This window comes from Bradyrhizobium sp. USDA 3315 (assembly GCF_054056795.1).
Genome location: NZ_JBSRYP010000001.1, coordinates 6,110,386 through 6,128,998 on the forward strand (window position 1 = coordinate 6,110,386; position 18,613 = coordinate 6,128,998).

The 18,613-nt window shown below is 62.8% G+C and carries 14 protein-coding genes; 9 read left to right on the forward strand and 5 right to left on the reverse strand.

All coding sequences use genetic code 11. From position 1 onward, the window contains the following. The 5 genes from tssE to ACVIYL_RS28505 all read right to left on the reverse strand — a co-directional run bounded on the left by tssE (position 1) and on the right by ACVIYL_RS28505 (position 4,645). On the reverse strand, positions 1-549 hold the full coding sequence (gene tssE / locus ACVIYL_RS28485) for a type VI secretion system baseplate subunit TssE (RefSeq protein ID WP_253608162.1): 549 nt from the start codon (positions 547-549) through the stop codon (positions 1-3). Positions 550-617: 68 nt separating this feature from the next. Further along, positions 618-1,103, reverse strand: a complete 486-nt coding sequence (locus ACVIYL_RS28490) for an Hcp family type VI secretion system effector (protein ID WP_016843423.1) — start codon at positions 1,101-1,103, stop codon at positions 618-620. Positions 1,104-1,155: 52 nt separating this feature from the next. Beyond that, a complete protein-coding gene (tssC, locus tag ACVIYL_RS28495) occupies positions 1,156-2,658 on the reverse strand; it encodes a type VI secretion system contractile sheath large subunit (protein WP_057019596.1) in 1,503 nt (500 codons plus the stop codon). Between the two features lie 17 nt (positions 2,659-2,675). Beyond that, complete coding sequence (tssB, locus tag ACVIYL_RS28500; protein ID WP_092082334.1) at positions 2,676-3,203, reverse strand: type VI secretion system contractile sheath small subunit; 528 nt, start codon at positions 3,201-3,203, stop codon at positions 2,676-2,678. A 128-nt stretch (positions 3,204-3,331) separates the two neighbouring features. Continuing rightward, positions 3,332-4,645: a type VI secretion system protein TssA gene (locus ACVIYL_RS28505; protein ID WP_456780361.1), complete on the reverse strand. Its 1,314-nt coding sequence runs from the start codon at positions 4,643-4,645 to the stop codon at positions 3,332-3,334. 350 nt (positions 4,646-4,995) lie between these two features. Between ACVIYL_RS28505 and ACVIYL_RS28510 the strand changes: the two genes are divergently transcribed. The 9 genes from ACVIYL_RS28510 to ACVIYL_RS28550 all read left to right on the forward strand — a co-directional run bounded on the left by ACVIYL_RS28510 (position 4,996) and on the right by ACVIYL_RS28550 (position 18,608). Continuing rightward, on the forward strand, positions 4,996-6,864 hold the full coding sequence (locus ACVIYL_RS28510) for a type VI secretion system Vgr family protein (protein ID WP_253608164.1): 1,869 nt from the start codon (positions 4,996-4,998) through the stop codon (positions 6,862-6,864). A gap of 5 nt (positions 6,865-6,869) precedes the next feature. Then, the gene (locus ACVIYL_RS28515) at positions 6,870-7,433 is read left to right on the forward strand and encodes a DUF6931 family protein (protein WP_225160378.1); all 564 of its coding nucleotides are present in this window, start codon (positions 6,870-6,872) and stop codon (positions 7,431-7,433) included. 12 nt (positions 7,434-7,445) lie between these two features. Then, positions 7,446-8,822 (forward strand): type VI secretion system-associated FHA domain protein TagH, encoded by a 1,377-nt coding sequence (tagH, locus tag ACVIYL_RS28520; protein WP_253608166.1) that lies wholly within the window; start codon positions 7,446-7,448, stop codon positions 8,820-8,822. Positions 8,823-8,870: 48 nt separating this feature from the next. After that, a complete protein-coding gene (gene tssK / locus ACVIYL_RS28525) occupies positions 8,871-10,208 on the forward strand; it encodes a type VI secretion system baseplate subunit TssK (protein WP_028335406.1) in 1,338 nt (445 codons plus the stop codon). Between the two features lie 284 nt (positions 10,209-10,492). Continuing rightward, a complete protein-coding gene (gene tssL, locus ACVIYL_RS28530) occupies positions 10,493-11,728 on the forward strand; it encodes a type VI secretion system protein TssL, long form (RefSeq protein WP_456780362.1) in 1,236 nt (411 codons plus the stop codon). A 45-nt stretch (positions 11,729-11,773) separates the two neighbouring features. After that, a complete protein-coding gene (gene tssM / locus ACVIYL_RS28535) occupies positions 11,774-15,325 on the forward strand; it encodes a type VI secretion system membrane subunit TssM (protein WP_456780363.1) in 3,552 nt (1,183 codons plus the stop codon). Beyond that, positions 15,322-16,023: a type VI secretion system-associated protein TagF gene (gene tagF / locus ACVIYL_RS28540; protein ID WP_309145026.1), complete on the forward strand. Its 702-nt coding sequence runs from the start codon at positions 15,322-15,324 to the stop codon at positions 16,021-16,023. Before tssM ends, tagF begins: the two co-directional genes overlap by 4 nt. Positions 16,024-16,029: 6 nt before the next feature. Beyond that, entirely contained in the window at positions 16,030-16,806 is a 777-nt protein-coding gene (locus tag ACVIYL_RS28545; protein ID WP_253608172.1) for a PP2C family protein-serine/threonine phosphatase, read from the forward strand. Beyond that, on the forward strand, positions 16,803-18,608 hold the full coding sequence (locus ACVIYL_RS28550) for a serine/threonine-protein kinase (RefSeq protein WP_253608175.1): 1,806 nt from the start codon (positions 16,803-16,805) through the stop codon (positions 18,606-18,608). Before ACVIYL_RS28545 ends, ACVIYL_RS28550 begins: the two co-directional genes overlap by 4 nt. Positions 18,609-18,613: the final 5 nt, after the last annotated feature.

An 18,613-nucleotide genomic window follows, 5' to 3' on the forward strand; every position in this document is an offset into this window, starting at 1 on the left:
CTATAATCGGTTGATCTGTATATCGCCGCTGTCGAGGTCGACGTCTGCGACGAATTCCACGGGGACGTTGAGCGGTTCGCACTTCAGGTCGGAATGCACGACAAAGCGCAGCTTGAGCTGCTCGGGGCCCACGGAGGTGTCGCGCCGCACCCGGATGGACTTGCGATCGAGTCTCGGCTCGTAAGTCGTCAGCGACATGCGCAGGGCATCGCTGAGCTCCTCGTCGGTGACTTCGTCGATCGAACGGTTTGCGATATCGGGGAAACCATAGTTCAAGATCGAGGTGCGGACGCAGCTGCGACCCGTCAGGTCAAGCGTCGATTCGAGGGCAATGGTGTTGAGGAGAGTTTCGACGTCCTGCGAAACCTCGCGCCTTAGCAGCGTCTCCGAGATCGGGAATCGACCGGCGCTGCGCCGTCCCGCTATGACTCGCTCACCGAACTGATCGCGCAGTTCGAGTGGTTTGCGCGCATCGCGCGCGTCATGAGCCGCACGAAAGGCCAGCATCAATGGCGGAGAGAGCCGATCCTTCCTTGGCGTAACGGTCATTGACGGTCCCCGTACAGCCGGCGCCGATTGCCGCTATGGACAACCGGCGCCGGGCAGGAAGCCTGCGATCAGGCCCATTCCTTGTTGGCCGCAACGTCCCATCCGAACACCGGAGACGCGCCGGCGCCGCCTTTTTCCGTCTGGGTCTTGTAGGTCATTTTGACCTTCTGGAAGTTCAGGCTGACGTTTTCGGTGAGGCGATCCTCGCCGTGCGATCCGCCCGTCGAGACGCTCGAGACCAGAACGTGCTTCATCTCGATCTTGAGATATTCGAGCGGGTGTTCACCGGCCTTGCGTACCGTGAGGATGGCGCTGTCGATGTGCTTTCCATTGGCGCAGACCTTGAAAAGCTCGGGCGTCGCCTTGTCCACGAAGTGCGTGAAGTGGAGGTCTTGAACCGCGACCTTGCCGGCGCCGCCGCCCGACCCGCTGTGGAACGTGCCGCTTTGGCTCTCGCCAAACGACCAGCTCAAAATGTCGATTTCGTCCTTGTGTTTGTCGTCGAGCGACTCGCCCTTGATCGGATCGAGTTTCAAAAAGATGTCGACAGCCATAGCATAGCCCTTTCAAAATTCTCTGATGAGTGACGGTTGCAATAGCGCGGCGTCAGGAGCTCGGGCCTGGCAGGCGCGAAACGAGACTGAGACCGACGTCCATCGCTTCCAGTTGAAAGTGTGGACGGAGAAAGAAGCGCGCGTTGTAATATCCCGGGTTCTCCTCGTTTGCTATGACCTCAACCTTCGCAGCGGCCAGCGGCTTGCGCGCTTTCTGAGCTTCTGACGACAAGGCCGGATTGGCATCAACGTATTCGTTGATCCAGGTCTGCAGCCAGACCGTCAGCTCATCCTTTTCCTTCATGGATCCGATCTTGTCGCGAACCATGCACTTCAGATAATGCGCAAAGCGGGATACTGCGAACATGTAGGGCAGGCGTGACGACAGGTTGTCGGACGCGGTTGCATCCACGCCCTTGTCGCCGAAATACTTCTTCGGCTTATAGAGCGACTGGGCGCCGATGAAGGCGGCCTTGTCGGTGTTCTTGCGATGGATCAGCGGGATCAGTCCCGCCTTTGCAAGCTCGTGCTCGCGACGATCGCTGATGGCGATCTCGGTCGGGCATTTCAGGTCGACGCCACCGTCGTCGGTCGGGAACGTATGCGTCGGCAGGTTGATGACCTCGCCGCCGGACTGGACGCCGCGGATGCGCGTGCACCAGCCGAACTCCTTGAAGGCGCGGTTGATGTTGACCGCCATCGCATAGGCGGCGTTGATCCAGCCGTATTTGTCACCGGTGTGCCCGTCCGTCTCCTCTTCGAAGGCGAACTCTTCCACCGGCTCCGATTTGGCGCCGTAGGGGAGGCGGCCCAGTGCGCGCGGCATGCACAGACCGAGATAGCGCGAGTCGTCCTGATCGCGCAGTCCCTTCCATGCGGCGTATTCCGGCGTGTCGAACACCTTGCCGATGTCGCGAGGGTTGGACAGTTCGGTCCACGAGTCCATTCCCATCAGCGTAGGCTCGGCGCCGCTGAAGAAGGGGGCGTGCGCGGCGCCGGCGATCTTGCTGAGATCGCGGAGCAACTGCACGTCGGTGGGGAGGTGGCTGAAATAGTAGTCGCCGATCAGGCAGCCGAACGGCTCGCCGCCCAACTGGCCAAATTCGTACTCGTAGATCTGCTTGAACAGCGGGCTCTGGTCCCAGCGCGCATCGGGATAGAGCCGCAGGTTCCGATACAGCTCGTTCTTGGAGACGTTCATCACCCGGATCTTGAGGTTGGCGTCGGTCTCGGAGTTGAAGACGAGGTAGTGGAGGCCGCGCCAGGCACTTTCGATCGCCTGGAATTCGGGCGCGTGCAGGATCTCGTTCATCTGCGCGGTCAGCTTCTGATCGATCCGCGCGATCATCTCCTCGATGGTGTCGAGCACGTCCGACTTGATGACGCTCGTATCTTTCAGCGCTTCCTGAACGAGCGTGGACACCGCGTTCTCGACTTCGGTCGCCGCACGTTCGGTGCGCGGCTTGAAGCTTTGCTTCAGCAGGGCGGCGAACTCGTCAGCCTCGACGGTCCCGACCTTGGCGGTGGTCTCTTTGTGGATTGCTTCTTTTGCCATGGTCCCCATTCCTTCCCTTAGCTGTTGCTGTCGGATTCGGTGGACTGGCTGGTCGCGCGCTCGCGCAGTGCGGCCATCAGTTGAGGATCGGCGAGGAGCTTCTTCAGCTGGTCCTCGGCACCCACCTTGCCATCCATGTAGCGCAGCAGGTTGGCGAGCTGTTCACGCGCTTCGAGCAGCTTGGCCGTCGCCGGCACCTGGCGGGCGACCGCCACCGGCGTGAAGTCGGATATCTTGTTGAAGCGCAGGTTGACGGAGATCTTTTCGTCGGACCCGTCGCTGAGACGGTTGGCGACGCGCGCCGTCACGCCGGGCTGGATCGCCGCCATGCGGTTGTCGAAATTGTCCATGTCGAACTCGAGGAACTTGCGCTCCTCGACCTTCGTCTTCTCGATGCCGGGGTTGTTGCCGGAAAGATCGGACAGGACGCCCATGACGAACGGCAGTTCGATCAGCCGCTCGGCATCGTAGGGATCTTCGTAAGTGATGTGCACGCGCGGTGCGCGGTTTCGGCGAATGAATTTTTGACCGCTGTCGGTTGCCATTGGGTTGCCCTCTTCACAAAAAAATCTCTGCGGAAGCCGACTTGCACGACGCAGGCAGGGAAGTGCCTCGGTCTTTCGTCGGCGGAGCTTCCTTCCGTTCAGTTAGTCCCGTCGAACGGAAGGCGGGTTCAATTCGATTTGTCGATCGCCTTCAGAGCGCCCTCGGGCAGCACTTCGTTCAGCAGGCTGAGGAAGTCTCGCTGTGAGAGTTCGCGTGCGCGATCGACCAGGAACGGGATCGGGCTGGACGGCTCCGCGGCTCGGAAGAACGACGCGACCTTGCTCAGCAGGTCCAACGCCTGGGCTCTGTTTTCGGCTGCAAAAACAGCGTCTTGAGCCTCGTTTTCGGCCGCGGATGGGAGCGAGGTGGCGAACTCCGCCATGCGCTCGATCGGCAGGTCGAAGACCTTGTCGCGACCGATATTGATGGCGGCGCTCTCGACGTGGGCCGGCATCAGCATCCGCATCACTTCGATAAACGATTTGCCAACCATGTCCTGCGCCTGCCGCACCAGCAACAGCGCCGGGCTCGACGGTTCCTTTCGAGCGAAATAGTCGGCAGCCGCCGCCAGCGCCGCGGACGCCTGTCCGGGTGACATCACTGCGCCGGCGATTTCGATCGGAGGCTGCGGGCCGTCTTGAGCAGTCTCGTCCGGAGACGGGGCAATTGCGGCCGGATCGCGTGCAGCGACCAGAGTCGCGAGCCAGCCGGCCATGCCATTCGCGACACCCGCCAGCCGGTCGAGACTGATGGGTTGCCCCGAGTTCAACTTTTCGTGCCAAACCGATTTGATGCCGGCGATCTCGGCAGCGACCGCGGAACAGCGGGCGCTCACCGCCTTGAGGGTGTCGAGATCGGTCTCGCTGACGATGCGCTCGATGGTTCCGAGATCTGGCGTGTCGACATCGGCATCGCCGGCGGGAATTTCGCCCTTGGCAATCTGATAGGCACGGTAGTTGAGGCTGCCGTGCCTTCGATTTTCGATCAGGGGGAGGAATTGGAGCGGGTTGATCACCGTCGGAAACACGTCGATCGCCTCGATGGTGACGGCACGAAAGGCATAGTCGCCGTCCTCGCCCCTCGGGTGAACCGCTTCCCATTGTTCGCGGAGCAGCAGGGTGGTTGCCCGCAGGCAGCCGAGGAAGTCGTCGAGATCGCGGTTCAGGATGGAAAACTTGGCGAGCAGCATGGTCAGGCGCAGATCGCGGGTGCGAGCCAACAGGGGCTGCGCAGCGGCGAACTGGCCGGCAATATCGATGGCCTTCGGGTCGAAGCGTCCGCGCTCTCCATTCGCGTTGACGACCTCGAAATACGACATCGGCAGCAGCGATTCCGCAGCTGCGAAGAAGTTCAGGTACTGGACGTCGCCGGCCGCATCGAGGTCTGGCCCGCAGGGATCGTCGGGGTCGATGGGCTGGGTCAGGGATACGACGTCGAGCATGCAAAGAGGATCCGTCTGCGGGCCCCTGGCCCCTCTGCCAGGTCCATGACATCTAGCGGATCACGCGGGGGATCATGATCCGATTGACTGGTAGGTCAGATCAACGCCGGCCTCGGTTCATTCCCGCGATGATGGCGGTTTCCCGTGAACCAGCAAGCGCTTGGAACCGACTACATGAGTGCCGCAGTGGCTTCCCCGGGCGGGTGCGTTGCCGCGTCAGGAGAGGTGACACCGAGCGGACTTGCCGGCCATCCCACCGATGGCCGGCTCGGATTTCGGTCGTTCGTGCTTGACCGCCCGATGCGCCGGTTGCGCAGCTCGTGCGGTCAACGAGGGAGTTTAACGCCCACATGGGCCAGCTTACCCAGGATACCCGCCTCTGCGAGCTCAAGACCCCCCTTGGCAAGGACGTTCTGGTTTTTGCCCGGTTCGAGGCCGCCGAAGGTCTGAGCGAACTGTTCGAATACCGCATCGAATGTCTCAGCGAGGAAGCCGATCTCGACTTCGATCGGGCCATCGGCAAGCAGTGCACCCTCACCATCAAATTGCACGAGAAGGAACGCGAGTTCAGCGGCATTCTCACGGAAGCCCAATGGCTGGGGGTGAAGAACGACTATTTCAGCTACCGGATCGTGCTGAGGCCCTGGTTGTGGCTGCTGTCGCGGACCACCGATTGCCGGATTTTTCAGGACAAGAAGGCGCCCGACATCATCAAGGAAGTCTTCAACGAGCGCGGCTTCACTGATTATGAGTCCAAGCTTACCGAAGAGGGCTCATGTCCAAAGCTCGAATACTGCGTTCAATATCGCGAGACCGATCTGGATTTCGTGTGCCGGTTGATGGAACAGCACGGGATCTACTACTTCTTCAAGCATGAAGGCGGCAAGCACACGCTGGTGCTGGCCGATTCCAAGTCCTCGCACAGTCCAATCAACGGCCTCGCGAAGATCCCCTACATCCCGCTCACCGGCTCCGATCGTCGCGGCGAGCAGCATATTTATGAATGGGCGTCCGAGCGCCGGTTCCGCACCGGGAAGATCGAGCTCAACGATTACAACTACCAGAAGCCCAACGCGCAGATGATCAGCGACGCCAAGGGCTCCGAGCACTACACACGATCCGAGATGGAGTTCTACGACTATCCCGGCAAGTTCAAGGAGAAGTCCGACGGCGAGCGATATGCGAAGATCCAGCTCCAGGCCGAGCAGGCGATGGATCGGCGCCGTCGGGGCAACGGCGACGCCGTCAACCTTTTCCCCGGCGGACTAACCAAGCTCGAGAAGCACTCGAAAGACTCGCAGAACGTCGAATATCTCGTGGTACGAGCCGCGCATTCGTTTTCCATCGAATCCTATCGCACTGGCGGCCCCGGCGACGCCGGACAGCATGTCTACTTCGGCAGCTACGAATTTCTGCCGAGCGATCGGCCGTTTCGAACTCCCATGACGACGCCGAAGCCGAGGATCAACGGCATTCAGACAGCCAAGGTGGTGACCAAGGACGACAATTCGAGCGAGGAGATCGACGTCGAGTCGCTGGGCGAAATCTATGTTCGCTTTTTCTGGGATCGGAAGAAGAAGCGCTCGTGCCGGTTGCGCGTGGCGCAAGTCTGGTCCGGCAAGCGCTGGGGCGGTCAGATCATCCCGCGCGTCGGGCAGGAGGTGGTCGTGGAATTCCTGGAAGGGGATCCCGACCGGCCCCTGGTGATAGGGACCGTCTACAACGATGAATACAAGCTGCCTTACGACCTGCCGTCCAAGAAGACGATTGCGGGTCTGAAGTCCGACTCGACCAAGGGAGGAGGCGGCTACAACGAATGGAACTTCGAGGACAAGAAGGGGTCCGAGAAGATCACCGTGCACGCCGAGAAGGACTACGACGTCACGGTCCGCGACACCGAGACCAGGACCATCGGTGAGGCGGCGTTCGGCGGCGATACTCGTAAGACCACGCTCAAGAACGGCAACGACAAGCTTGATATCCAATTGGGCGGTCAGCACGTCAAGCTGGCGATGGATCAGTCCGTCGATGCGGGCCTGAGCATCACCCTCACGGCCAACGTCAACATCACCCTGCAGGTTGGCCCAAGCCAGATCATCCTGTCTCCAGCCGGCATCGTCATCAACGCGCCAACCATCACCATGACCGCGCAGGCCGCCATGGCGCTCGCGGCCGGCGGCCCGCTGGTTGCCCACGGCACGCCAACCATTGTCGGCTGACAGCCATGAATCAGGTTCGGTTCAGCACAGTCCACGATCTCTTTGAAGCCTATCCGCTGGCGCGCTACGACGTCGGCAAAGCCGCTCCGGATAAACTGTCGTTGGATTTCCTGCAGGAGGCGGCCGATGCGGGCAACTGGCACCAGGCTGTATCCTTCTGCGCGTATCTGCTCCCCAGGCGCGTGGCCGTCGCCTGGGGCTGTCGCTCGTTGCGGCAGATGTTCGACCATTTCGACGGCAATGAAGGCAGGTCGCTCAGTTTTGCCGAGACCTGGGTCCGGCAACCGGACGAGCAATCGCGCAACAAGGCTTTGGCGGTCGGCAACGCCAACGATCCCGAGCAGCCGGCGACCTGGCTGGCGCTGGCGGCGGGTTGGTCTGGCGGAAGCGTGGTTCCCGCGGAATTTGCACCGGTCGAAGCCAAGCCGGACCAGACAGCGCGAGCGGTTCGCGCAGCCCTTTTGATCGGCCTCTGCCGGCTTACCCGTGAGTCCAGGGACCGGATAATGACGGCCTGCCTGGAGGATGGTATTCAATTGGCACGCGGCGAACCGCGCCCTCCACGCTGACGAGACGATGTGATGGTGCTTCGCTTCAACATCGAGAACGAGCCGAACCTTCCAGACGGCGGCCCTGTGTCATTTACTGTCACCGGAAGGCGTTCGGTCGACATTGGCCGGGACCGCCATCTCGACTGGACATTGCCCGATCCGGCACGGATGATTTCGGGGAAGCATTGCGAGGTCCATTATCGCGACGGCGGCTACTGGCTGCACGACGTCTCGACCAACGGCACCTTTCTCAATGGTGCCGACCAGCGTATGCGGGGAGCGCATCGGCTGCGCAACGGCGATCGGCTCGTCATCGGCCACTATGTCATTGGCGTTTCGCTGGACCTGGATGAGCCTGCCGAGGGCACGCCGAGCCATGGTGCGCAGCAGCAAGCTCCGCTCGCTCAGCAGCACGCCGATTACCACGAGCTGTGGGCTCCCGGTCGCGACGTGCCGCCGCCAATCGACCCGCAGCAGTTGCGAAAACCGCGCGAGGCCGCGCGGCCCGTCAATCCGGAATTCCTGGACTGGGCAGCGAGCGTTCCCGCGGCGGGTGTGGATCCTGTCCGCCATTCGCCGCAGATGCCTCAACGCGAGCCGCCGCTGCACGACGACATGAGCTGGGCAGCCGGTCCGGTCGCCACGCCAAAACCGCCGGTCGACGTGCTGCACGCGATGCCGACGCCGCGCCGACCGTCGGTATGGGCCGACGACGAAGCGGCTGCCCCGCCACCGCCGGCGCCTTCACCGGCAGGGCATGTGGGAGCGCCGCGGCCGCAACTGGCCGAGCCGGCACCGGCCACGGCCGCGTCGATCGGCAATCCGGAGTTTGCGCGCCTGGTCGCACGTGCTGCCGGGCTGCCGGACGGTTTCTTCGCCGACAAGACCGAAGCTGAACTCGCGGAACAGCTCGGCGTCATCCTGCGCATGACGGTGGAAAACTTGATGGCCCTGCTGCAGGCGCGCACCCAGGCCAAGCAGCTGACGCGCAGCACCAGTCAAACCACCATCCAGGCCATCGAGAACAATCCGCTGAAATTCTCGCCGACCGCGGAAGACGCGATGCGTATCCTGTTCGGGCCGCCGACCCGCAGTTACCTCGATGCGCCGCATGCCTTCGCCCAGGGCTTCAAGGACCTCAAAACCCATCAATTGAAGACTTATGCGGCAATGCAGCATGCCGTCCGGGGACTGATCGCCAGTATCGATCCGACGCTGATGGCGCGCGAGCTCGAGCTTCAGCGCGGCGCAAGATCCTTGTTTGGCTCGAACAAGAGCAAGCTCTGGGACGAATTTTTGACGCGCTGGAACGCGCATCTCGGTCGCGACGAAAGCGCGCCGATCGATACCTTCATGCTGCATTTCTCCGAATATTACGACCGCGCAGACAAGTCGGGGTCAAAGTGAACTGTCGGTGACGATGCAGTCGCCGATCATTGCCAAGTGGATGTAGGAATGTCCTGGTACAGCAAAGTTTTCTGGTCGGAAGGCCTGTTCCTGCGACCGCATCATTTGCAGCAGAACGATCGCTATCTCGAGCATCTGCTGGAAAAGCGCGTTCGTTACACGACACCGTATCCCTGGGGCTTTGCCCAGCTCGAGATCGATAACGATCTTACCCAGCAGAGCAAATTCGCCGTGCGCAGTGCGACCGGCGTCATGCCGGACGGAACGCCGTTCGATATTCCTGCCGACAGCCCGATCCCGGAAGCCATCGAAGTGCCGGATTCGGCCGCAGGCCAGATCGTCTGGCTGATGATGCCGGTCGCGGCGCCCAATACGCGGGAGGTGGATGAGGATCGCACCGACAGCGCAAGTCGCTACGTTCGGACTGCCGAAACGTTTATCGATTCAACCTCGGCGCTGCGCATCGAAGAAGAGATCGACGTTGTCTATCCACGCCTGTCGTTCGAGCTGCGCAAGACGAGCAAGCCGGGATACATGGGTCTCGGCATCGCTCGCATCCTCGAAGTGCGCGACAAGAATATCCTGTTCGACGACAAGTTTGTGCCGCCGATGCTGGTCTGCGCCGCGCATCCGGTTGTCGATGGCTGGCTCAATCGAATCATCGGCTGGGTCGAGACCAAGCTCGACGAGCTTGCACGCTACGCAGTCGATCCGTCGTCCGGCGGCGGTTTGCAGAGCGTCGATTATCTCGTGCTGCAGGTACTGAACCGGACCATTCCGGTGCTGACTCATTTCAAGCGATCCGGCAGCGTACATCCCGAGCGGCTGTACGAGGAATTGCTGAGGTTTGCCGGTGAGCTTGCGACCTTCGCGACCACCGAACGACGCGCACGTGACTACCCGGCATACGATCACGACAACCTCGAATACGTCTTCACGCCCCTGGTGCGCGACATCCAGGATTTCCTGAGCGCGCGGCTGGGCAGGCGGGCGATTCGTCTGGAGATCATCGAACGCGCCCAGAACGCATTTGTATCGCCGATCCGCGATCGCGCGTTGTTCCGAAATGCGACCTTGGTGCTGGAGGTCGCCGCGCGGCGACCTCTCGTGGAGATTCAGAATGAATTCCCGCATCTGTTCAAGGTCGGGCCCAACACGAAAATGACCGAGATCGTGCACGCAAACCTGCCGGGTTTGACCTTGGTGCATCTGCCGACGCCGCCACCGCACATCCGAGCCATCACAGACCACGTCTATTTCTATCTCGATCGCAAGTCGCCGCTGTGGCCCGAGTTCAGCACAGCGGCCTCGATCGGGATGCATTTTTCCGGCGACTGGCCGGAGCTTGAGTTGTACCTTTGGGCCATCCTGGAAGAGCGGCCATGACCGACAGGGACAAGCCGGTTAATCCTTTCGGTCGGGGTGAGCGGACCATCATCCGTCCGAACCCCGGCGGGAAGATGCCGCCGGCTCCGGCCCCTCAACCTCCGGCAGGCGAGGGACCTGCCAGCCGTCCAGCGTACTCACCATCGCCCATGGCTTCGCCTGGTGCCCCTTCGCCGCCCTCATTTTCTCCCACACCGCAGAGCGCAAGCTACGCCGCCCCGCCGACCAGCCAGCCCTCAGAGGAATGGATTTCGACGCCGGCGCAGGCTCAGGCGCCGCAACCGATGCTGCCGCCCGGACCGCCCTTGCGTGTCGACGATCTGGTTGCGCCAAACGCCAATCCGGTAATGCGCGCCGGCGGCCCTTTGCTGCAGTTGCTCGGCCGGCTGCGCGTCGCGCTGATGCGGGCGTCATTCGCGAGCCTGATGGAGCAGGTCGCCGACGCCATCAAGTTCTTCGAAAAGGATATCCGCTCGGCGGGCATTTCCGAGCACCAGGCCAATACGGCAAAGTATATCCTGTGCGCGACCGCCGACGATATTGTGCAGCACATTCCGACCGACGACCGGCACGTCTGGGCCCAATACTCGATGCTCAGCCGGTTCTTCGGCGAGCGCGTGGGCGGCGTACGCTTCTTCGAGATTCTCGACCATTTGAAGACTGATCCGCTCGTCAACTATCCGGTGCTCGAGCTTCAGCACGCCTGCCTTGCGCTCGGATTCCAGGGCATCCACCGGACGTCGCCGGGCGGACTTGCGAACCTCCAGATGATCCAGCGCAACCTCTATGAAACGCTACGCCGGGTTCGGCCCAAGCCGACCAACGATCTGTCGCCGCACTGGCGCGGACAGGCCTTGGCCGGTCGGCGGAAGCACTTGCGCATTCCGGTCTGGCTGGTGGCGGCCGTGGTCGCCGCGCTGCTGACCGGATCCTATTTCGTTCTGCGAACGTTGCTGGCTGGCCGCGCCGAGAATGCTGCGCAAGTCGCGCTGGCACTGCATCCCGGCGATCCGATCGAGCTCAAGCGCCGCGTCGTTGCGCCGCCGCCACCACCGCCTCCGCCGCCACCGCCGGACCGCATCACCCAGCTGCAGCGCATTCGCAACGCGCTTGCGCAGGAGAAGACGGCGTGCGCCATGACCGCGGATCAGACCGCGAGCTTCATCGTGATCAGGGTGTGCGATCTCGCACTGTTTGCCTCGGGCCAGGCAACCATCCTGGATGGTTTCAAGCCGATCGCGGCCCGCGTCGCGGCGACGCTCGACAAGGAGCCGGGGCGAATCCGGGTGGTTGGCCATACCGACAGCTCGCCGATCCGCACCGTGCGTTTCCCCTCGAATTTCGAATTGTCGGTCGAGCGCGCCAAGGCGGTTGCCGCCGCGCTGAAACCCGGCCTGGCCGATGGTTCGCGCGTTGATGTCGACGGCAAGGGATCGGATTCACCAATTGCCAGCAATTCGACGCCCGAGGGACGTGCCAAAAACCGTCGGGTCGAAATTTTCATCGAACGTAGCGAATAAGCGGACGCCAGAAGCTCACGCGATAAGCGACAGGTACCGGTCAATATGCTCGCCAAGGACATTCTACGCATCGTTCTCTATGGAGTCGGGCTCAGCTCGCTTGGAGCAGTGATCTACCTTGCGGGTCCCTTCGTTGCTTTCGGCGACTGGCATCCGTTGGAAAATCACATCGTTCGCCAGATCGCGATCCTGCTGCTCGGCGCGGCGGCGGCAGGCATCACCGGCCTTCATTTCTTCAAGCGACGCAAGAATGCCAAAGAGATCGCCGACGGCGTCAGCGCTGCGGACCAGGCTGTCAGCGACGAGCCGGTGCTCAAGGAGCGCATGAAGGATGCGCTCGCAACGCTCAAGACCGCGAGCGGCAACAAGTCCGGATATCTCTACGATCTACCCTGGTACGTCATTATCGGTCCGCCAGGTGCGGGAAAGACCACTGCGCTGGTCAATTCGGGGCTCAAGTTTCCGCTCGCGCGCGGGGCGACGCCGGCGGCGATCGCCGGGGTCGGCGGGACTCGCTACTGCGATTGGTGGTTTACCGAGGAAGCGGTGCTGATCGATACCGCCGGTCGCTATACGACCCAGGATTCAAACAGCAAGGCCGACAAGGAAAGCTGGCTGTCCTTCCTGGACATCCTGAAAAAAAATCGGTCGCGCCAGCCGATCAACGGCGTTCTCGTCGCAATCAGTCTGGAAGACGTGCTGACGCTGCCGAAGCAGGAACTCGCGCTTCATGCCGATGCCATCAGGATGCGGCTCCTCGAGCTGCATCAAAGGCTGAAAGTGAGCTTCCCGGTCTACGCGCTGTTCACCAAGGCCGATCTCGTTGCCGGTTTCACCGAATATTTCGCCTATCTCAGCGAGGCCGGCCGGCGCCAGGTCTGGGGCGCCACGTTCCAGACCGCCGACAAGACCCAGAATCTGGTGGGACAGGTCCCGGTCGAGTTCGATCGCCTGCTGGAGCGTCTGAGCGAGGAAACGCTCGACCGTCTGCAGGACGAGCCGACGCCGCAGCACCGGGTGCAGTTGTTCGGCTTCCCGGCGCAGATGGCGCGGCTCAAGCCGCAGATACACGATTTCCTCAACCAGATTTTTGAGCCGACACGGTATCACGTGAATGCCAATCTGCGTGGGTTCTATTTCACGTCGGGCACCCAGCAGGGCACGCCGATCGATCAATTGATCGGATCGTTGGCGCGTACGTTCGGCGCGGAGGAAGTCGGTGCCGGATCGTACTCCGGAACCGGCAAGAGCTATTTCCTTGCCGATTTGATTTCGAAGGTCATCATCGGCGAGGCCGACTGGGTCTCGACCGACCGCGCTGCGGTGCGCCGCGCCTTGATCCTCAAGACCGCGGCGCTGTCGCTGATAGGTTTGGTGGCGATCGGACTGGTCGGTGCGTGGCTGACCAGCTACAAGCGCAACTCCGACCTGATCGAGCAGAGTTTGCAGGCGGACAACGAGTATGCGACCGCCGGGGCGCCGCTCATCAAGCAAACGCTGATCGCCGATCACGATCTCGACAAGGTGCTGCCGCTGCTCTATCGGCTGCGGAACGCCCCGGCCGGCTATGCCTCACGGAATGAGCCGGTCGCACTGTCGGCGCGCTACGGGCTCAGTCAGCACGCGCGCCTGTTGTCGCCCGCGAAGGCAGCCTATCACACCGCGCTTGAGCGCATGTTCAGGCCTCGCTTGCTGTACCGTTTGGAAGAGCAGCTCAATGCGCGCATCAACGAGCCTGCCTTCGTCTATGAGGCGCTGAAGGTCTACCTGATGCTCGGCGGCCTGCAATCCCCGGACCGCGAGCTCATCCGTTCCTGGATGCAGCGCGACTGGGCGGACAACCTCTATCCTGGCGCGACCAATGCGGAAGGGCGGCGTCTGCTCGACGAAAATCTCGTCGCCATGTTCGACCTCGAAACCGAGCAGCCGCCGCTGGTCGAGCTTGACGGACGGCTGATCAAGCAGGCCCAGAATTCATTGGCGCGCCTCAGCGTCTCGCAACGCGCCTACGAGTTCCTGAAGTCGGAGGCTCGAGGATCGACCGCCGGCGACTGGATCGCCAGCCGCCGAGGCGGTCCGGACGTGGCAGTTGTCTTCGAAACCACGACTGGGCAGCCCCTGGACAACGTGCGGGTGCCCGAGTTCTTCACCTACAACGGCTTCAATCAGAAGTTCATCGCTCGACTGCCCGGATTGTCGGAGCGCATGAAGCGGGAGCGGTGGGTCTTGGGTGACGCCGGCCAGCAGTCGGCAATCGACCAGCAGTATGACAATCTGGCTGGCGATCTGCTCAGCATCTACTCCAATGAGTTCGTGACGACGTGGCGGACCGCGCTCGGCAGTCTGCGTTTGAAGAAATTGCTCGCGGACAAGCCGAAATACGAGGTGCTGAGGGCGCTTTCGGCGCCGACCTCGCCGATGCGGCAAATCCTGGAGTCGGTGCGCGATGAGACGATGCTGACCAAGGAACGCCCGAAGCCGGCGAGCGGCGGCACGCCACCCGCGCCGCCCGCGGTGACCACGCCAGCGCTGTTCAACAATGCCCAGGATGGTACGCCCGGCGCGGCGATCGAGTCGCAGTTCAAACCCTACCATGCGGTGCTTGAAGGGGAGAGCACCCGCCGGCCGATCGACTCGACGATCGCAAACCTGAACGACATCGCGCAGAATCTGACGCTGATGGTCGAGAATCCGCAGCTGACGGCGCAAGCAACGGCGGGGCTTCAGACCCAGGTTGCGGCGCTGCGCAACAATGCCTCGCGTATGCCGCCGCCATTTTCCGATATGCTGCGGGCGGCGGCTGGGGAGTTCGAAGGCAGCATCGCCGCCTCCACGGCCGGTCAGATCCTGCAGTCGTTGCGCGATCAGGTCACGCCGGTCTGTCAGCAGACGGTGACCAACCGCTACCCGTTCGTACGGAGCAGCGGTCAGGAAGTCCCGCTCGCGGACTTTGCCAAACTGTTCAGCCCGAACGGTGTCATGGATAAGTTCTTCACTCAGTTCCTGGCGCCTTATGCGGATACGTCGCGATCCGAATGGGTCTGGCGGAAGGAGAGCCCCGTCGGCCGGTCGTTCTCGCCCGATACGCTAAAGCAGTTCCAGAATGCCGCTTATATCCGCGACGCCTTTTTCCAGACTGGCGGCGGTGTGCCGGCGGTGTCCTTTGCGATCCGGCCGCCGGCCGCGGCCGGACCCGGCATCACAGTCAAGACCGAGATCGGCGGCACGACGATCACCAGCCCGACCACACCAGGACCAGCCACAACCCCCTCCATGTTTGGCGCGCCGCAACCCGCTCCTCCGCCGCCGCCACCGCAGAGCAATTCACCGACGACGGTGCTCTGGCCCGGCCCATCGCCGCGGACGGCAATTTCGGTCAGCAACGAGACCGGCTCGCCATCCGTACTCGAGCGCATCGGCCCCTGGTCGTTGTTCCGAATGCTGGAGGCTGGCTCGCTGGTCGCCAAGGCGGAATCCGCCAGCGCAACTTTCATTGTTGCCGGGCGCGAGCTCAACTATCAGATTTCGACCGGATCGCTGCGCAATCCGCTAAACCTGTCAGTGCTCCGCGAGTTTCGTTGCCCGACCGGAATATGACCATGCGATGCGGCTTATTCGGCAAGATCGGCGCGAAGCGTGATTTCATCGCGATCGCGACGCCGCGCAGCTTCCTCGAAGTCTGGGAGCCGTGGGTGCAGGCCGCCATCTCCGCAAGCCGCCATCAACTCGGCGCCGGCTGGCAGGAAGCGTTCCTGACCGCGCCGATTTGGCGATTCTGGCTTGGCGCCGCGATCTGCGGCACCACCGTCGCGGGAGCGATCATGCCCTCGCTCGACGGTGTGGGGCGATACTATCCGTTGACGCTGCATGCGGTGCCGGATGGTGACGCCGCGCTGTCGCCGCCGCAGATCGACCCGCAGGACGAGTGGTATGGGCAAGTGGAGACGTTCCTGCTCTCGACCCTGGACCGGGCTGCGACGTTCGAGCAGATCTCCGATGCACTGGATCGTCTCGCGCTTCCCCGTCTGCGGACGCCGGGGACCGATCGACCGCCGGTCGTGTCGCTGAGTGATGCGACGCTGGGAATGGTTTCGACGGTCGATGGGTTTGCCGAGTCGTTCGGCACGCTCTGCGGCGCCAACCCTCAAGTCTATGCCGCGGCTAGTTTCTGGTGGACCGCCGGGGGCGAAGGGTTCTCGCCGACCGCACTGTGTTGCCGCGGATTGCCGGATCCGTTTCGCTATTCCACGTTGCTGACCGGCGACGTTGGCCGCGAAGTATCCGGGACGGGATGACGCGCGATGGCACACGTCCCCTCCTTGTTCGATGTCGGTAGCGTCACTCACGCCGGACGGGTGCGGGCGCGGAACGAGGATGCGTGCCTGGTAAGAACCGACGTCGGCCTGTGGGCCGTCGCTGACGGTATGGGCGGTCACGAGGCGGGCGATCTTGCCAGCCGCATCGTGGTGGAGTCGCTTGATTCCATCGGCGCGCCGGACTCCGCGGCGGACCTGCTGGCGCAATGCGAGGCGCGTCTGTTCAGCGCCAACCAGCAGATCCTGGCACTCAGCCATGAAAGGCAGGGTGCCATTGTCGGGACCACGACGGCAGTCCTGCTGGTGCGCGACGGCCATTATGCCTGCATCTGGGCGGGTGACAGCCGGGTGTACCTGATCAACCGCCACGGCATCACACAGGTGTCGCACGATCACAGCGAGTTGGAGGAGCTGATCGCCGATGGCGCGCTGTCGCGCGAAGAGGTCCAGGACTGGCCGAGCAATGCCATCACCCGTGCTGTCGGTGTCGTCGCCGACCCCGAGCTCGAGGTGGTGACCGGTCCGGCCGAACCGGAAGATATCTTCGTGATTTGCAGTGACGGCTTGACACGGCACGTGCGGGACGACGAGATCGAGCAGCACGCGGCCACCCGCCTTGCCCAGACCGCCTGCGACGACATGCTCGCGCTCGCACTTGATCGCGGCGGACTCGACAACGTCACGATCGTGATCGTGCGATTGCTCGCGCCACGATCCTCAGAGCCGACGAGGACGCCGCTTGATCAGGAGCCGCGACCATGACCGCGAACGATCCGTTTCGGTCATCCTACCGCGGTGTGCCGGCCGGCACCCGGCTCAACGGCATTTACGAGATCGAGGCGATGATCGGGGCAGGCGGCATGGGGGAGGTCTACCGATGCCGCGAGATCCAGACCGGATCGCCCGTCGCGGTCAAGATGCTGCTCCCCGACATGGTCGACAACGAGGCGGCGCTTGCGCTGTTCCGCCGGGAGGCGGCGGCGCTTCACAATCTTCCGCACGAAGCAATCGTTCGCTACTTCCTGTTCACGGTCGAGCCCGCACTGCAGCGCCCGTATCTGGCGATGGAGTTTGTGAACGGACGCTCGCTGTCGAACATGCTCGACGATGGGCCGCTGACCTTCGAAGCGCTGATCAAATTGATGCGGCGGGTCGCATCGGGCCTTCAGGCCGCTCACGAGCACGGCATTATCCATCGCGATGTCTCCCCCGATAACATCATCGTGCCGCTCGACGATGTAAGGCGGGCGAAGATCATCGACTTCGGGATCGCCCGATCGACGCAGATGGGCGACAAGACCATCATCGGCTCCGGCTTCGCCGGCAAGGACAATTACGCGTCGCCGGAACAGGTCGGCTTGTACGGCAATGATGTCACCGCGAAATCCGACGTCTACAGCTTTGGTCTCGTGCTGTTCCATGCCCTGACCGGACAGAAGCTCGATATGGGCGGGAGCCAGTTTCAACTGGTCGAGAAGCGTCGGCGCGTGCCCGATCTCGGCGCAGTGGACATGCGCATCAGGCCGCTTCTCGAGAGGATGCTGCAGCCGGACCCGGCCTTGCGCCCGACCATGGCGGAGGTCGCCAACGGGACGCCGGCGGGTTCGGCGCAGCCGTCCGCGGCACCGCTCTACGGCTTCGATCCATTGGGGAAGCCGGAAGCCGGGACGTCTGCGCGGCAGGAGCGGGTGCCATCAACCACACGGAACTCTCGCCGCATCTGGCTCAGCGCTTGCGTCGCGGGGCTGCTGCTTCTGCTGGGCGGCGGTGGGTACACCTTCTATAAATTTGTCTGGAAGACATCGGGCTTGGCGGCCTTGCCGCCGCCTCCGAAACTCGCCGGGACATCCGCGCCGACGAGCGAGCCTGCTCCGCCACCGCCGGCACGTCAGGAGCCGGTGAAGCTGCCGTCTCAGCCGACGTTGACGCCGTCTCCGTCCCTCGACGGGCCGGGTCGAGCCGAGCGCATCCGCAAATATGTTGCCCAGTATGCGGGCGGCGACTGCTTCTTCATCCTGCCTGTTGCCGTGAGCTCAAGCGCAGCCGTCATTGAAGGCTTCGGCGCTTCGACCGCCCCGTTCGATACCTTCGACAAGGCGTTTCGAAAGGAGCAGGGATTTGAGGCTTCGGTCGGCGTCAGGCAGGTGAATCAGGCACAATGTCCGGCCGTCAAATTCCTCAGTCAGGTCGGAAGCGATCAAGCGCGGGCGCCGCGCATCAACCTGTCGGCGACGGAGCTGAAGGCCGGCGAGACCCTCAATGGGACCGTCGAGAATTTTGCCAACCGGGTGGTGGAACTGCTCATGGTCTCGGATCGCGGCGAGGTGCGGAGTTTGTCCTACCTCCTGAAGCCGGGCGTCGACTCGCTTTCCTTTGCCCTGCCGATGGAGCGTACGACCGGTCCGCAACTCCTGTTGGCCGTCGCAGCCCCGCGGGTCCTGGATTCATTGCGCCAGCCGCGACCGATGGCTGCCGACACATTCTTCCTGCAGGCAACCAGCGAAGCTCAACGCGGCAACGTGACCATCACCGCGGCTGGACGCTATGTGATGCTCACCAATTGAGCTGC

Excerpts from the sequence above, each read along its gene's own strand:
- tssE (WP_253608162.1), bottom strand. The coding sequence starts at position 549 with ATGACCGTTACGCCAAGGAAGGATCGGCTCTCTCCGCCATTGATGCTG.
- ACVIYL_RS28490 (WP_016843423.1), bottom strand. The coding sequence starts at position 1,103 with ATGGCTGTCGACATCTTTTTGAAACTCGATCCGATCAAGGGCGAGTCG.
- tssC (WP_057019596.1), bottom strand. The coding sequence starts at position 2,658 with ATGGCAAAAGAAGCAATCCACAAAGAGACCACCGCCAAGGTCGGGACC.
- tssB (WP_092082334.1), bottom strand. The coding sequence starts at position 3,203 with ATGGCAACCGACAGCGGTCAAAAATTCATTCGCCGAAACCGCGCACCG.
- ACVIYL_RS28505 (WP_456780361.1), bottom strand. The coding sequence starts at position 4,645 with ATGCTCGACGTCGTATCCCTGACCCAGCCCATCGACCCCGACGATCCC.
- ACVIYL_RS28510 (WP_253608164.1), top strand. The coding sequence starts at position 4,996 with ATGGGCCAGCTTACCCAGGATACCCGCCTCTGCGAGCTCAAGACCCCC.
- ACVIYL_RS28515 (WP_225160378.1), top strand. The coding sequence starts at position 6,870 with ATGAATCAGGTTCGGTTCAGCACAGTCCACGATCTCTTTGAAGCCTAT.
- tagH (WP_253608166.1), top strand. The coding sequence starts at position 7,446 with ATGGTGCTTCGCTTCAACATCGAGAACGAGCCGAACCTTCCAGACGGC.
- tssK (WP_028335406.1), top strand. The coding sequence starts at position 8,871 with ATGTCCTGGTACAGCAAAGTTTTCTGGTCGGAAGGCCTGTTCCTGCGA.
- tssL (WP_456780362.1), top strand. The coding sequence starts at position 10,493 with ATGCTGCCGCCCGGACCGCCCTTGCGTGTCGACGATCTGGTTGCGCCA.
- tssM (WP_456780363.1), top strand. The coding sequence starts at position 11,774 with ATGCTCGCCAAGGACATTCTACGCATCGTTCTCTATGGAGTCGGGCTC.
- tagF (WP_309145026.1), top strand. The coding sequence starts at position 15,322 with ATGACCATGCGATGCGGCTTATTCGGCAAGATCGGCGCGAAGCGTGAT.
- ACVIYL_RS28545 (WP_253608172.1), top strand. The coding sequence starts at position 16,030 with ATGGCACACGTCCCCTCCTTGTTCGATGTCGGTAGCGTCACTCACGCC.
- ACVIYL_RS28550 (WP_253608175.1), top strand. The coding sequence starts at position 16,803 with ATGACCGCGAACGATCCGTTTCGGTCATCCTACCGCGGTGTGCCGGCC.